The organism is Pseudomonas koreensis (assembly GCF_012986595.1).
Taxonomy (GTDB): Bacteria; Pseudomonadota; Gammaproteobacteria; order Pseudomonadales; family Pseudomonadaceae; genus Aquipseudomonas; species Aquipseudomonas koreensis.
This window is the reverse complement of record NZ_JAAQYM010000003.1, coordinates 781,937-795,462: the sequence shown is the minus strand read 5'-3', so window position 1 is coordinate 795,462 and position 13,526 is coordinate 781,937. Positions and strand designations below refer to the sequence as shown.

Sequence of the window (13,526 nt, the reverse complement as noted above, 5' to 3'; positions counted from 1 at the left end):
CCAGGCTTCGATGAACTGAAGCGAGCCACTGTCGAAAACTGCGTAACTCATTGAATCTCAAGGAGTTTTCCGTTTCGACTGCGCCGGAAGTGGGGCGAATTATAGACCTCTGGAATCTGCCGTCAACCGTTAATTTCAGTTTTCTTTCAATAACTTGCAGGCAGGCTAAAAAGCACTCGATTCCCTCTATATAGAAGAAGGAATCAGCGCGCTTCTATATAGAAGTGAAGATCACAGCACGCCATCGTCCTTCAGCGCAGCCACCGCACCTGCGCCCAGCCCCAGCACTCGCTGCAAAACCTCCAGCGTATGCTCGCCCAGCAATGGCGGTGCACGACGATACTCGACCGGGGTTTGCGAGAGACGTATCGGACTGGCGACTTGCGGCACCTTACCCGCCAACGCATGGGGCAACTCGATCGCCAACCCACGCGCCTTTACCTGCGGATCCTCAAATACCTGCGACAGGTCGTTGATCGGCCCACACGGTACGCCTGCCAGCTCCAACTGAGCGACCCATTCGGCTGTGGTCTTGAACACTGTTGCCTGGCGAATCAACGGAATCAGCACCGCACGGTTCGCCACCCGCAGCTTGTTCGTGACGAACCGTGGATCGTCCGCCCACTGCGGCTGACCGGCCACCTCGGCAAACTTGCGGAACTGGCCGTCATTGCCCACGGTGAGAATGAAGTCGCCGTCGGCTGTAGGAAAGTCCTGATAAGGCACGATGTTCGGATGAGCATTACCCAGACGCTTGGGCGCATTGCCCGTCGTCAGGTAGTTCATCGCCTGGTTGGCCAGGCACGCTACCTGAACATCCAGCAACGCCATGTCGATGTGCTGACCACCGCCATCGTGATCCCGATGCGCCAGTGCCGCGAGGATCGCCACGGTCGAATACAGACCTGTGAGGATATCTGTCAGCGCCACCCCCACCTTTACCGGGCCGGCGCCCTCATCACCCTCGGGGCGCCCGGTCAGACTCATCAGCCCGCCCAGCCCCTGGATCATGAAGTCGTAGCCCGCACGCTTGGCGTAAGGCCCGGTCTGACCGAATCCGGTGATCGAGCAGTAGATCAGGTCTGGATTGATCGCCTTCAGCGATTCGTAGTCCAGCCCATACGCTGCCAAGCCACCCACCTTGAAGTTCTCGATGAGGATGTCCGACTTCGCCGCGAGGTCCCGCACAAGCTGCTGCCCTTCGGGGCGTGTGAAGTCGATGGTCACCGACTGCTTGTTGCGGTTGGCCGACAAATAGTAAGCCGCCTCGCTGGTGTTCTCCCCATAAGCGTCTTTAAGGAAAGGAGGCCCCCAGGCGCGAGTATCGTCACCATTACCCGGGCGCTCGACCTTGATTACCTCGGCGCCAAGGTCGGCGAGGATCTGCCCGGCCCACGGCCCGGCCAATACTCGCGATAAATCCAGTACCCGCAGATGCGACAGCGCGCCCATGGTCGCTCTCCTGTTAATAGAACGCCTGCAGACCGGTTTGCGCACGCCCAAGGATCAGCGCGTGGACGTCATGCGTACCTTCATAGGTATTCACCACTTCCAGGTTGACCAGGTGACGGGCCACGCCAAACTCGTCGGAGATACCATTACCGCCCAACATGTCACGGGCCATACGGGCGATATCCAGCGACTTGCCGCAGGAATTGCGCTTCATGATCGAAGTGATCTCGACCGCTGCGGTACCTTCATCCTTCATGCGGCCCAGTCGCAGGCAACCTTGCAGGGCCAGGGTGATCTCGGTTTGCATGTCGGCCAGCTTCTTCTGGATCAGCTGAGTGGCAGCCAACGGGCGACCGAACTGCTGACGATCGAGGGTGTACTGGCGAGCGGTGTGCCAGCAGAACTCGGCAGCGCCCAGTGCGCCCCAGGAGATGCCGTAGCGCGCGGAGTTAAGGCAGGTGAACGGACCTTTCAGGCCGCGCACGTCGGGGAAGATGTTCTCTTCCGGCACAAAGACGTTGTCCATGACGATTTCACCGGTGATCGACGCCCGCAGGCCGACCTTGCCGTGAATCGCCGGAGCGCTCAGGCCTTTCCAGCCTTTCTCCAGCACGAAGCCACGGATGTCGCCGGCATCGTCCTTGGCCCAGACCACGAACACATCGGCGATCGGGCTGTTGGTGATCCACATCTTGGCGCCGCTCAGGCTGTAGCCGCCGTCGACCTTGCGCGCGCGAGTGATCATCGCGCCCGGATCGGAACCGTGGTTCGGCTCGGTCAGGCCGAAGCAGCCGATCCATTCGCCGGACGCCAGTTTCGGCAGGTATTTCTGTTTCTGTGCTTCAGTGCCGAATTCATTGATTGGCACCATCACCAACGAGGACTGCACGCTCATCATCGAACGGTAGCCGGAGTCGACACGCTCCACTTCGCGGGCGATCAGGCCGTAGCTGACGTAGTTCAGACCGCTGCCACCGTACTGCTCAGGGATGGTCGCGCCGAGCAGCCCGACTTCGCCCATTTCGCGGAAGATCGCCGGATCGGTTTTTTCATGGCGGAACGCTTCGAGGACACGTGGCGCCAGGCTCTGCTGAGCGAACTGGGCGGCGGTGTCGCGGATCATGCGCTCCTCTTCGGTGAGCTGTTGATCCAGCAGCAGGGGATCGATCCAGTTGAAACTAGCTTTACCGCCCATGAGTGTGTCCTCGCAAATCGGTGAATTAACGTGGCATTGATCCTAGGCCGGGTTCGCCATCGCGGCAAACGAGGATTTCGCATCCTGTTGTGCTAATTTCTCACTCCGAAACGTCGCTGAATGCCTTTTAAGCGGCGCATTAGTGAGGTTGACGTACATGCGTAGAAAGATCCCCAGTACCACAGCCCTGATCAGCTTTGAAGCCGCCGCTCGCCACGAGAGCTTTACCAAGGCCGCCGAAGAGCTTTCCCTCACCCAGGGCGCGATTTGCCGACAGATCGCCAGCCTGGAGGACTTCCTCAGTGTGGAACTGTTCCGACGCTCACGACGCGGGGTGAAGCTGACGGAAGCCGGCCTGTCCTACAGCCGCAGGGTCGCCACGCAACTGGATGCCGTCGAGCGCGACACGCTTTCGGTCATGGGCCAACAAGGCACCAATGTGATCGAACTGGCAGTGGTGCCGACCTTCGGCACGCAATGGCTGCTGCCAAGGCTGAAGGATTTCCAGCTCAAGCACCCCGAGGTCACGGTCAACCTGACCAACCGCACCCGCCCATTCCTGTTTGCCGACACTGATTTCGACGCAGCGATTTACTTCGGCGACGCCGATTGGTCGGGTACCGAATCTCACAGGCTGATGGGCGAAAATCCGATGCCAGTATGCAGCCCCGCCCTGCTCGGCAGCAGAACGCATCTGACACCCGACGAGATCGCCGAGCTGCCGCTGCTGCAACAGACCACCCGCCCCTACGCCTGGCGCCAGTGGTTCAACTCACAGCACCTGAGCATCCCCCGTGACATGACAGGCCCACGCTACGAGCTATTCTCCATGCTGGCCCAGGCAGCCATGCACGACATGGGGATCGCGCTGATTCCACCGTTCCTGATTCAGCGCGAACTGACCGAGAAACGCTTGGTGATCGCCAACCCGAATGCGCTCTCCAGCATCAAGGCGTATTACCTGATGATTCCAGAGCGAAAAGTCGAATCGGCGTCGCTCAAGGCTTTTCGCGACTGGCTGGTGAATCAGGCAAACAGCTACAGCCTAGAAGGATAGGGGCTTTCAGCAATTGCTAACCCGGTAGTCAGGAAAATAAAAGCCCTACAGATATAAGTATTTGTCGCAAAATCGCAGACTGTATCCGAAAGTCGTACAGACGTCCCACAAGCGCCTGCGGACGTGGCTTTGAGCCTCCATCGAAGACTCATTACGGCCTATTCACGTCGCCGATGAGAAATTTTTTCAAATTCAGCCAGAATCCTTACAAGGCACGGCCTGCAAGGGATTGCGCCGGCCATCTGCGACATTCGGTCACGGGATGACTTGTAGTTAATTTTCCGTCACCCGTCATAATCCCTTGAAGGGCATAAAGTTCGCCTGCAAAATGCCGCGCCCCGCCCTGATTTGGCGGGATCGTGCTGATCGGCCGCCCCAGTCGCACCATCCGCAGTGCCTGGGTTTACTCAATAAGATCACGCAGGAGATTTGACGTGCACATTGGTGTTCCTCTCGAAACCCAGACCGGTGAAACACGGGTTGCTGCAACCCCGGAAACCATTAAAAAGCTGATCAGCCAAGGTCATAAGGTCACTGTGCAAACCGGCGCCGGCGTCAAAGCCAGTGTTGTCGACAGTGCCTATGAAGCAGCGGGCGCAACCATTGGCAGTGCCAATGACGCGTTCGGTGCCGAGCTGATTCTCAAAGTGGTCGCCCCCAGCGACGCCGAACTGACGCTGATCAAGCGCGGCGCGGTGCTGGTGGGGATGCTCAACCCGTTCAACAACGAAACCATCGCCAAAATGGCCGAGTGCGGGATCACCGCGTTCGCCCTCGAAGCGGCGCCGCGCACCTCCCGCGCGCAGAGTCTCGATGTGTTGTCGTCGCAGGCGAACATTGCCGGCTATAAGGCTGTGTTGCTGGCCGCGCACTACTATCCGCGCTTCATGCCGATGCTGATGACCGCTGCGGGCACCGTGAAAGCGGCGCGCGTGCTGATTCTCGGCGCAGGCGTGGCCGGGTTGCAGGCGATTGCCACGGCGAAACGTCTGGGTGCGGTGATCGAAGCGTCTGACGTACGTCCGGCGGTGAAGGAGCAGATCGAATCCCTCGGCGCCAAGTTCGTCGACGTGCCTTACGAAACCGACGAAGAGCGCGAATGCGCGGTCGGTGTCGGCGGTTACGCGCGACCAATGCCGGCGAGCTGGATGCAGCGTCAGGCCCAGGCCGTGCACGAACGCGCCAAACAGGCCGACATCGTCATCACCACCGCACTGATCCCGGGCCGCAAGGCTCCGGTGCTGTTGAGCGCGGACACCGTGGCGCAGATGAAGCCGGGCTCGGTGGTCATCGACCTCGCAGCAGCCCAGGGCGGCAACTGCCCGCTGACCGTGGCCGATCAGGTCGTGGTCGAGAACGGCGTGACCATCGTCGGCCCGACCAACCTGGCCGGTGAAGTTGCTGCAGACGCCTCGGCGCTGTACGCCCGCAACCTGCTGGACTTCCTCAAGCTGGTGTTCACCAAAGAAGGCCAGTTCGACGTCAACCTCGAAGACGACATCGTCGCCGCGTGCCTGATGTGCCGCGACGGCCAAGTCATCCGCAAAAACGCCTAAGCAGGGATTCAGACGATGGAAGAGCTTATCTCCCCCGGTATCTACAACCTGATCATCTTCGTGCTGGCGATTTATGTCGGTTACCACGTGGTCTGGAACGTTACACCTGCGCTGCACACGCCGCTGATGGCGGTGACCAACGCCATCTCGGCAATCGTGATCGTCGGCGCCATGCTGGCCGCCGCCCTCACCGTCACGCCGCTGGGCAAGACCATGGGCACCCTCGCCGTGGCACTGGCGGCGGTCAACGTGTTCGGTGGCTTCCTGGTCACCCGCCGCATGCTTGAGATGTTCAAGAAGAAAGCCCCGAAAGCAAAAGAAGAGGCGCCGAAGTAATGAGCATGAATCTCGTCACGACGCTCTACCTGATCGCGTCGATCTGTTTCATCCAGGCCCTCAAAGGCCTGTCGCACCCGACTACGTCGCGGCGCGGCAACCTGTTCGGCATGCTCGGCATGGCCCTCGCCATCCTCACCACCATCGGCCTCATCTATAAGCTGGGCGCTGAGCTGGCGACTGCGGGTATCGGTTATGTGATCGTCGGCCTGCTGATCGGCGGCAGCGCCGGTTCGATCATGGCCAAGCGCGTTGAAATGACCAAGATGCCAGAGCTGGTCGCCTTCATGCACAGCATGATCGGTCTGGCGGCGGTGTTCATTGCGATTGCCGCGGTGGTCGAGCCGCAATCGCTGGGCATCGTCAAGCAACTGGGCGACTCGATCCCTGCGGGCAACCGTCTGGAGCTGTTCCTCGGTGCCGCGATCGGTGCAGTCACCTTCTCCGGTTCGGTGATTGCCTTCGGCAAGCTGTCGGGCAAGTACAAGTTCCGCCTGTTCCAGGGTGCACCCGTACAGTTCAGCGGTCAGCACAAGCTGAACGCGGTATTGGGTCTGGCAACACTGGTGCTGGGCGTGACCTTCATGCTCACCGGCAACCTCGCTGCGTTCGCGCTGATGCTGGCCCTGGCGTTCGTGATGGGCGTGCTGATCATCATCCCGATCGGTGGCGCCGACATGCCGGTGGTGGTGTCGATGCTCAACAGCTATTCCGGCTGGGCGGCGGCGGGGATCGGCTTCTCGCTGAACAACTCGATGCTGATCATTGCCGGTTCGCTGGTGGGTTCGAGCGGTGCAATCCTCTCGTACATCATGTGCAAGGCGATGAACCGTTCCTTCTTTAATGTACTGCTCGGCGGTTTCGGCAACACGGCCGACGCTGGCCCGGCCGGTGCGAAAGAAGCCCGTCCGGTGAAATCCGGTTCGGCTGACGACGCGACCTTCCTGCTGACCAACGCCGACACCGTGATCATTGTCCCGGGTTACGGTCTGGCAGTGGCCCGCGCGCAGCATGCGCTGAAAGAACTGACCGAGAAGCTGACCCACCGTGGCGTCACTGTGAAGTACGCGATCCACCCGGTGGCCGGTCGCATGCCAGGTCACATGAACGTACTGCTGGCCGAGGCCGAAGTACCTTACGACCAAGTGTTCGAGATGGAAGACATCAACTCCGAGTTCGGCCAGGCCGACGTGGTGCTGGTGCTCGGCGCCAACGACGTGGTCAACCCGGCCGCCAAGAACGATCCGAAATCGCCGATTGCCGGCATGCCGATTCTCGAAGCGTTCAAGGCCAAGACCATCATCGTCAACAAGCGCTCGATGGCCAGCGGCTATGCCGGCCTGGACAACGAACTGTTCTACCTGGACAAGACCATGATGGTGTTCGGCGACGCGAAAAAAGTCATCGAAGACATGGTCAAAGCGGTCGAGTAATCCGTCGCTGCGGTACCGAACGCCCCGACTTGTCGGGGCGTTTTTGTTTGCGCATAGCGTCGGACAATTTGCCGCGTTGTTGCAGATCCGGTAACGGTGTTTTACTTCAAACCCGCTAAATAGACGCCTCGTTTGCGACCTTGGTAGCGGGACAGGCGCCCGCGAAATTCACTAGACTGCGCATCCTGCTACTCGCTTCCCGAGAAAATAATCCATGTACCGTGACCGTATTCGCCTGCCTTCGTTGTTGGATAAAGTGATGAGCGCCGCCGACGCCGCCGCGCTGATTGAAGACGGCATGACCGTCGGCATGAGTGGCTTCACCCGCGCCGGCGAAGCCAAGGCTGTCCCTCACGCACTGGCCGAGCGAGCCAAGGTCACGCCGCTGAAGATCAGCCTGATGACCGGGGCCAGCCTGGGCAACGACCTCGACAAGCAACTGACCGAGGCCGGCGTTCTGTCGCGGCGCATGCCGTTCCAGGTCGACAGCACCTTGCGCAAGGCGATCAACGCCGGCGAGGTGATGTTCATCGACCAGCATCTGTCGGAAACCGTTGAACAGTTGCGCAATCAGCAATTGAAGCTGCCGGACATCGCGGTGATCGAAGCCGTGGCCATCACCGAGCAGGGCCACATCGTGCCGACCACCTCGGTGGGCAACTCGGCAAGCTTCGCGATTTTCGCCAAGCAGGTGATCGTCGAGATCAACCTGGCGCACAACGCCAACCTCGAAGGCCTGCATGACATCTATATTCCGACCTATCGCCCGACACGCACGCCGATCCCGCTGGTGAAAGTCGATGACCGCATCGGCAGCACTGCGATCCCGATTCCACCGGAGAAGATCGTCGCCATCGTCATCACACAGCAGTCGGATTCGCCGTCCACGGTGTCGACCCCGGATGTCGACACCAACGCCATTGCCGAGCACCTGATCACCTTCTTCAAGCAGGAAGTCGACGCCGGTCGCATGACCAACAAGCTCGGCCCGTTACAGGCCGGGATCGGCAACATTGCCAACGCGGTGATGTGCGGTCTGATCGACTCGCCGTTCGAAGACCTGACCATGTACTCCGAAGTGCTGCAGGACTCGACCTTCGATCTGATCGATGCGGGCAAGCTGAGCTTTGCCTCGGGCAGCTCGATCACCCTGTCGGAGCGGCGTAACAGCGACGTGTTCGGCAATCTGGAGAAGTACAAGGACAAACTGGTCCTGCGCCCGCAGGAGATCTCCAACCATCCGGAAGTGGTGCGCCGGCTGGGCATCATCGGCATCAACACCGCGCTGGAGTTCGACATCTACGGCAACGTCAACTCCACCCACGTCTGTGGCACACGGATGATGAACGGCATCGGTGGCTCCGGCGACTTCGCACGCAATGCGCACCTGGCGGTATTCGTGACCAAGTCGATCGCCAAGGGCGGGGCGATTTCCAGCGTGGTGCCGATGGTCAGCCACGTCGACCACACCGAGCATGACGTCGACATCCTGGTGACCGAAGTCGGCCTGGCCGACCTGCGCGGCCTGGCGCCGCGCGAACGCGCCCGGGCGATCATCGACAACTGTGTGCATCCGGATTATCGCCAGGCGCTGAATGACTACTTCACCGCTGCCTGCGCCATCGGCGGTCATACCCCACACATCCTGCGCGAAGCCCTGAGCTGGCACATCAACCTGGAAGAAACCGGACGCATGCTCGCGGTGTAATCACACAGTCAAACCGCTGATGCAAACACAGTTTGTGTCAGCGGATTTTTTCACCCGCCACATCTGGCAAAAACTGTACTGCTGTACCGGTTGCTTCCTACAGCTTTTGCCTACCGCCTCCCTCGAATTGAGCAAAAGCGCACCACATAAGTGCGGACAGGTACAGTTTGCTCAATTTTGACCCGTACACCCCCTATAAACAGTTAACTGGTCACTCACAATACAGTTGAACTGTATCTAGAGAGACTAGGCAAACCAGAGGATCATGGGCACCAGTTAAACCACTACCTGATCCCGCCACAAGCGGAAGGATGTCAACCATGGAACGTACACTCAGTTCCGAACTGTTCTTCGAAGACAAAGCTGCAAAAAACCAGGCTTCCCTGCCTCTGCGCGTTATCGCCAACCTGATGTTGTGGCAGCGCCGCATCTCCAGCCGCCATCAACTGGCTCGTCTGGATTCGCGTCTGCTGGCTGACGCCGGTATCAGCGAAGCACAACGCTACGAAGAGCTGAGCAAGCCGTTCTGGCGCTAAGTAGCGTCGCTGGCTCTGGTCGTTAGACCCACCGCCAGCAACCCGAATTGAATAAACAAGACCCGTCGCGGGAAACCGCGACGGGTTTTGTCGTTTCAGGGGTTTGAAAAGCACCCATACAGCGACTCACAGCAGCAACAGGTACAGTTTATTAAATCCTTAATCTGAACCAGTACAATTTCACTTCGGTGTATCTGCTTCTCACATTGCATCCGGCGCACCATGTCCTTAACCCCTCTCGGCTTAAGGAATGCGCCATGAAAGACTTACAGGATGTTTCAGCAATTTCGATCCAACCGCTGGTTCGTCCACAACCGCTGCGACGCTTGCTGCGTGGCGTGTGGCAGGGACTGGAGCGCGCCAGGACACGGCGTCTACTGGCTCAGCTTGATCAGCGCGACCTCGCGGATCTCGGTCTCAGCCACGCCGATCGGCTCAGCGAACTGGAGAAACCTTTCTGGCGCTAGCATTCTGCCCACTGTCCGAACCCCGCGCGCCGGCCTAATATCCACGCCAGAACGTGGCGAATCTTCTGTAACCCGCGTCTGACTCATCAGACACAAGCCACCTCTCTATACGGTTCACTTTCAGGAGATCCACCATGTCCCGTCTTCGCCTGCTCAGCGCTGCCGCCTTACTGGCCGTGGCTGCCAACGCCAGCGCCTCCAGCTTCATCGTGACCACCGACGCCGTGGTTGGCGCGCTGAAGTCCTCGTCGGACGCCACTTCCGACGTCAGCTCTTCGCTGCGTGACAACAAGGTGGTTATCGCCGCCCGTGACGACGCGGCCAGCTTCGTCGCCAGCCAAGGCCAGATCCGCGGCGTGAAACTGGAAAGTGCCCTGGATCTGATCCGCCATCAGGCGCCGCAACTCAACGCAACCGACGCCCAACTGGCGCAAGCCATTCTGGCGATCTGATCCGACGTTGCTGTGAGGGACACGCCAGTCGTGTCCCTATGTTTCGCCGCTGGCTCTGGCCCGGGCATTTGCGCTAGCCTTTAGGCTCGTTAATCGTTATCGAGTCCCATGCGTTTACTCAAACTGCTTTTTCCTTCTGTGCTCATCAGCGCCTGCTGGGCGACGTCGGTCGATGCCTTTGATGTCTCCACGCAAAACACTGTGGTCAGCCTCTGGGCGACCGGTATGGTGTCTTCCGCACCGTTCGACCGTAAACTGTTGCTCGCCGCTCACGATGACGCGGCGGCGTTTGTTGCCAGTGACGGTGAATGGCGAGGCGCGCAGCTCGAATCCGCCCTGCACTACCTGCGCAAATCCCGACCAAAACTTCATGTCAGCGACCTTGAACTGGCACAGGCAATTCTCGTCCAATAGTTATTCCAGTCCTTCGTTATCATTGCCCTTCCGGAGTCGTTCCATGCGTAGCCCGCTGATTGCTGCCGCCCTTGGCCTGTTTTTGTTGGCCGACGTGGCCCAGGCGCACACCCTGGTAGCCACCAGTAACATCATCGTTCGTGCCTCCCAGCGCACCATCGATTTCACCTCAGACACCACGACGTCGATTCGCGATTCGAAAATCATCCGCGAAGCCCACGACGATGCGGCCAGCTTCGTTGCCACCAACGGCGACATTCGCGGTGCACACCTGGAAGCCGCCCTCAATACCTTGCGCACGCGCGTGCCGGAAGCTCGCGACGCCAGTGACCAGGTACTCGCCGAAGCCATCCTCGCACTGTGAAGTCACTCGGCGCCTGGCTGCTGGCCGGGGCGTTGCTGCTGCTTGGCAACAGCGCTCACGCCAGCCTGCAATTGCGACTCAAGACCGACGGTCTGAGCCCCGCTCAACAGCAGGCCAGCCAGGCGCTGCTCGATGAAGCGATGCAGAAGCTGCCGCCGAGCTTCGTCGAACAGCTGGACCGGCGTATCGATGTCGGCTGGACCGACGACATGCCCGGCAACGCCTACGGCCAGGCGACCCTGGTTGCCGAACTCGACCTGAACCGCAAACTGCTGGCAGGCCTCACCGACGGCAGCGCGGCCAAAGAGAAAACCAATCGCCCCCACGGCACGGTGCGCCAGGAACTGCTGGCAACGGTGCTGCACGAACTCACCCACATTTATGACCGCGCGCGCCTGTGGCCCGCCGCCGAGCGCACGCTGATCCAGCGCTGCACCCGCCGGAGCAACAGCGCCGGCCTGATCGGCATTCCCGACGAATGTCGCGGCCAGACCGAACGGCGCTTCACCCTCAGCGATGACCCGCGTCTGCTCGATCTCGCCGGTTGGCAGCAATACGTCGGGCGCCGTGGCGAGCGTGAACAGCACAATCGTCAGGTGGCCCGCAGTCCGGATCTGTACGAGATCTCCAGCCCGAAAGAGTTTGTCGCGGTCAACATGGAGTATTTCCTCCTCGACCCGAGCTATGCCTGTCGGCGTCCGGCGCTCTATCGCTACTACAAGGAGCGCTTCGGCTGGGCACCTGCGGCCAAGGACACCTGCAGCAACACCTTCGCCTTCCTCAATGCCGGCAACGATTTCGCCAAACAGCCACTGGGGCAAGTCGATCCGGAACGGGTGTATGCCGTCGACTACCTGCTGGCCGAGGCCAACCAGAACTGGGTCAGCCGCTGGGGCCACAGCATGTTGCGCCTGGTGATCTGTGCGCCGGGCCGACCACGGGGCCCGGATTGCCGGCTCGACCTGGACCAGCATCTGGTGCTGTCCTACCGCGCCTTTGTCGGTGACGTGCAGTTGTCGAGCTGGGACGGTCTGGTCGGCAAGTACCCGTCGCGGCTGTTCGTGCTGCCGCTGGCCCAAGTCATCGATGAATACACCAAGACCGAACTGCGCAGCCTCGCTTCGGTGCCACTGAACCTGTCGCGCACCGAGATTGAAGAGGTGGTCGAACACGCTGCCGAGATGCACTGGAGCTACGACGGCAACTACTTCTTCCTGTCCAACAACTGCGCCGTCGAAAGCCTCAAGCTGTTGCGCAGCGGCAGCAACAACAAGCAACTCGTCGGCCTCGACAGCATCATGCCCAACGGTTTGCTGGAGGTCTTGAAAGGTCGTGGCCTGGCCGACACCAGCGTACTGGACAATCCCAGGGAAGCCCTGCGCCTGGGCTATCGCTTCGACTCGTTCCGCGATCGCTATCAGGCGATGTTCGATGTGTTGAAGAAACAGTTGCCGATCCAACAGACCAGCGTCGAGGACTGGCTATCGCTGTCTGCCGAAGAGCGGCGCCAGTGGTTCGAGCGCGCAGACCTGCGCACCAGTGCTGCGCTATTGCTGCTGGAACAGGCCAGCTATCGCCGCCAGTTGCTGCTGGCCCAGGATGAGGTCAAGCAACGCTACCTTGGCGCCCGGGAGCTGGAGAATGGTGGCATGGACAAGGCCAACGCCACCCTGCAGGAAATTCTCGCCAACAGCGGCTTCCTCAGTCGTCCGGCGGAACTGCTCGACAGCCGCGGCTACGGTCTGCCGCAACCGAGCGAGTTCAAGCGTCTGCAAGACGAAAGCAGCCAACGCCAAAAGCAACTGCTGGCCCTGAGCGGCGATCTGGACAAGGAAGTGCGCAAGTTGCTGGAACCCAAGCGTGCGGCGGAGATTGCCGCCAGCGAAGCCAACGTGAAACAGATCGGCGAGCATCTGCGCAAACTGCACAAGGCATCCGGCGGACTTGAATTACCCTGAGACAGAAGACTGGAACTGAGCCTTGTGGCGAGGGAGCTTGCTCCCGCTCGGCTGCGCAGCAGTCGCAAAGCGGCTGAATGCAGAATTTGCAGAGCCGCTCCGCGCCCCATCGGGAGCAAGCGCCCTCGCCACAGATGATCGTGTCAGATCAGTACAGAACACCGTCCAGAATTTCGTAAACGATCCCGGTGCCCACCGCGATCAGCACGATGTCACCCCCGGCCCTGCGCCATTCATAGCCCGGATACACCGGCAGACGACTCAGTGCCCGACCGTCCAGCCGCTCGCCGTAATAGCCGTGCGGCAACGGCCGGCCGCGCTCCAGACGAATGCCCGGCGGTGGCGGTGCACCGCGCACGAAATAGCCGTGGTTGTCGCGAATGGTCTGCCGCACCGGACCGAAATCGCGCGGTGGACCGCCACGGTGGTCGTTCTGCGGGCCACGGTGATCGTCGCCGTGATTCTCGTAATGGCCCGGTTGCGGGCCGCCGTGGTCATGATCATCGCGTGGATCGGCGCTGGCCAGCAGCGGGGTCGCGCTGATCATCAGCACACCCAGTCCGGCAATCAGACGTTTCGGCATTTTCATCGGGTCTTT

At 60.4% G+C, this 13,526-nt stretch carries 14 protein-coding genes; 11 read left to right on the top strand and 3 right to left on the bottom strand.

The window, feature by feature from the left end; all coding sequences use genetic code 11:
• Positions 1–231: 231 nt before the first annotated feature.
• Positions 232–1,452, bottom strand: a complete 1,221-nt coding sequence (locus HBN98_RS13180) for a CaiB/BaiF CoA transferase family protein (RefSeq protein ID WP_083367402.1) — start codon at positions 1,450–1,452, stop codon at positions 232–234.
• A 13-nt stretch (positions 1,453–1,465) separates the two neighbouring features.
• Positions 1,466–2,647 (bottom strand): acyl-CoA dehydrogenase, encoded by a 1,182-nt coding sequence (locus tag HBN98_RS13175; RefSeq protein WP_083367403.1) that lies wholly within the window; start codon positions 2,645–2,647, stop codon positions 1,466–1,468.
• A 157-nt stretch (positions 2,648–2,804) separates the two neighbouring features.
• Here HBN98_RS13175 and HBN98_RS13170 point away from each other — a divergent pair, with 157 nt between their 5' ends.
• The 11 genes from HBN98_RS13170 (at position 2,805) to HBN98_RS13120 (ending at position 12,928) form a co-directional block, all read left to right on the top strand.
• Positions 2,805–3,704, top strand: a complete 900-nt coding sequence (locus tag HBN98_RS13170) for a LysR family transcriptional regulator (RefSeq protein ID WP_064585341.1) — start codon at positions 2,805–2,807, stop codon at positions 3,702–3,704.
• Between the two features lie 434 nt (positions 3,705–4,138).
• A complete protein-coding gene (locus tag HBN98_RS13165) occupies positions 4,139–5,260 on the top strand; it encodes a Re/Si-specific NAD(P)(+) transhydrogenase subunit alpha (RefSeq protein ID WP_083367404.1) in 1,122 nt (373 codons plus the stop codon).
• Between the two features lie 15 nt (positions 5,261–5,275).
• Positions 5,276–5,596 carry an NAD(P) transhydrogenase subunit alpha part 2 gene (locus tag HBN98_RS13160; RefSeq protein ID WP_003220416.1) on the top strand — a complete coding sequence of 107 codons (321 nt, stop codon included), beginning with the start codon at positions 5,276–5,278 and terminating at the stop codon, positions 5,594–5,596.
• Positions 5,596–7,029, top strand: a complete 1,434-nt coding sequence (locus HBN98_RS13155; RefSeq protein WP_083367405.1) for an NAD(P)(+) transhydrogenase (Re/Si-specific) subunit beta — start codon at positions 5,596–5,598, stop codon at positions 7,027–7,029. The genes HBN98_RS13160 and HBN98_RS13155 overlap by 1 nt, the downstream gene beginning before the upstream one ends.
• Before the next feature lie 214 nt (positions 7,030–7,243).
• Positions 7,244–8,737: an acetyl-CoA hydrolase/transferase family protein gene (locus HBN98_RS13150; RefSeq protein WP_083367406.1), complete on the top strand. Its 1,494-nt coding sequence runs from the start codon at positions 7,244–7,246 to the stop codon at positions 8,735–8,737.
• Positions 8,738–9,057: 320 nt separating this feature from the next.
• Complete coding sequence (locus HBN98_RS13145) at positions 9,058–9,273, top strand: DUF1127 domain-containing protein (protein ID WP_007962833.1); 216 nt, start codon at positions 9,058–9,060, stop codon at positions 9,271–9,273.
• A 257-nt stretch (positions 9,274–9,530) separates the two neighbouring features.
• Positions 9,531–9,740 carry a DUF1127 domain-containing protein gene (locus HBN98_RS13140; protein ID WP_064585334.1) on the top strand — a complete coding sequence of 70 codons (210 nt, stop codon included), beginning with the start codon at positions 9,531–9,533 and terminating at the stop codon, positions 9,738–9,740.
• Between the two features lie 134 nt (positions 9,741–9,874).
• Positions 9,875–10,192: a DUF2388 domain-containing protein gene (locus tag HBN98_RS13135; RefSeq protein ID WP_083367407.1), complete on the top strand. Its 318-nt coding sequence runs from the start codon at positions 9,875–9,877 to the stop codon at positions 10,190–10,192.
• Positions 10,193–10,300: 108 nt separating this feature from the next.
• The gene (locus HBN98_RS13130; protein ID WP_064585331.1) at positions 10,301–10,606 is read left to right on the top strand and encodes a DUF2388 domain-containing protein; all 306 of its coding nucleotides are present in this window, start codon (positions 10,301–10,303) and stop codon (positions 10,604–10,606) included.
• Positions 10,607–10,649: 43 nt separating this feature from the next.
• Entirely contained in the window at positions 10,650–10,970 is a 321-nt protein-coding gene (locus HBN98_RS13125; protein WP_007911662.1) for a DUF2388 domain-containing protein, read from the top strand.
• Positions 10,967–12,928, top strand: coding sequence for a DUF7844 domain-containing protein (locus tag HBN98_RS13120; protein ID WP_083367408.1), 1,962 nt, complete (start codon positions 10,967–10,969; stop codon positions 12,926–12,928). Before HBN98_RS13125 ends, HBN98_RS13120 begins: the two co-directional genes overlap by 4 nt.
• 148 nt (positions 12,929–13,076) lie before the next feature.
• Here HBN98_RS13120 and HBN98_RS13115 read toward each other — a convergent pair whose 3' ends face one another.
• Positions 13,077–13,517: an anti-virulence regulator CigR family protein gene (locus tag HBN98_RS13115; RefSeq protein WP_064585327.1), complete on the bottom strand. Its 441-nt coding sequence runs from the start codon at positions 13,515–13,517 to the stop codon at positions 13,077–13,079.
• Positions 13,518–13,526: the final 9 nt, after the last annotated feature.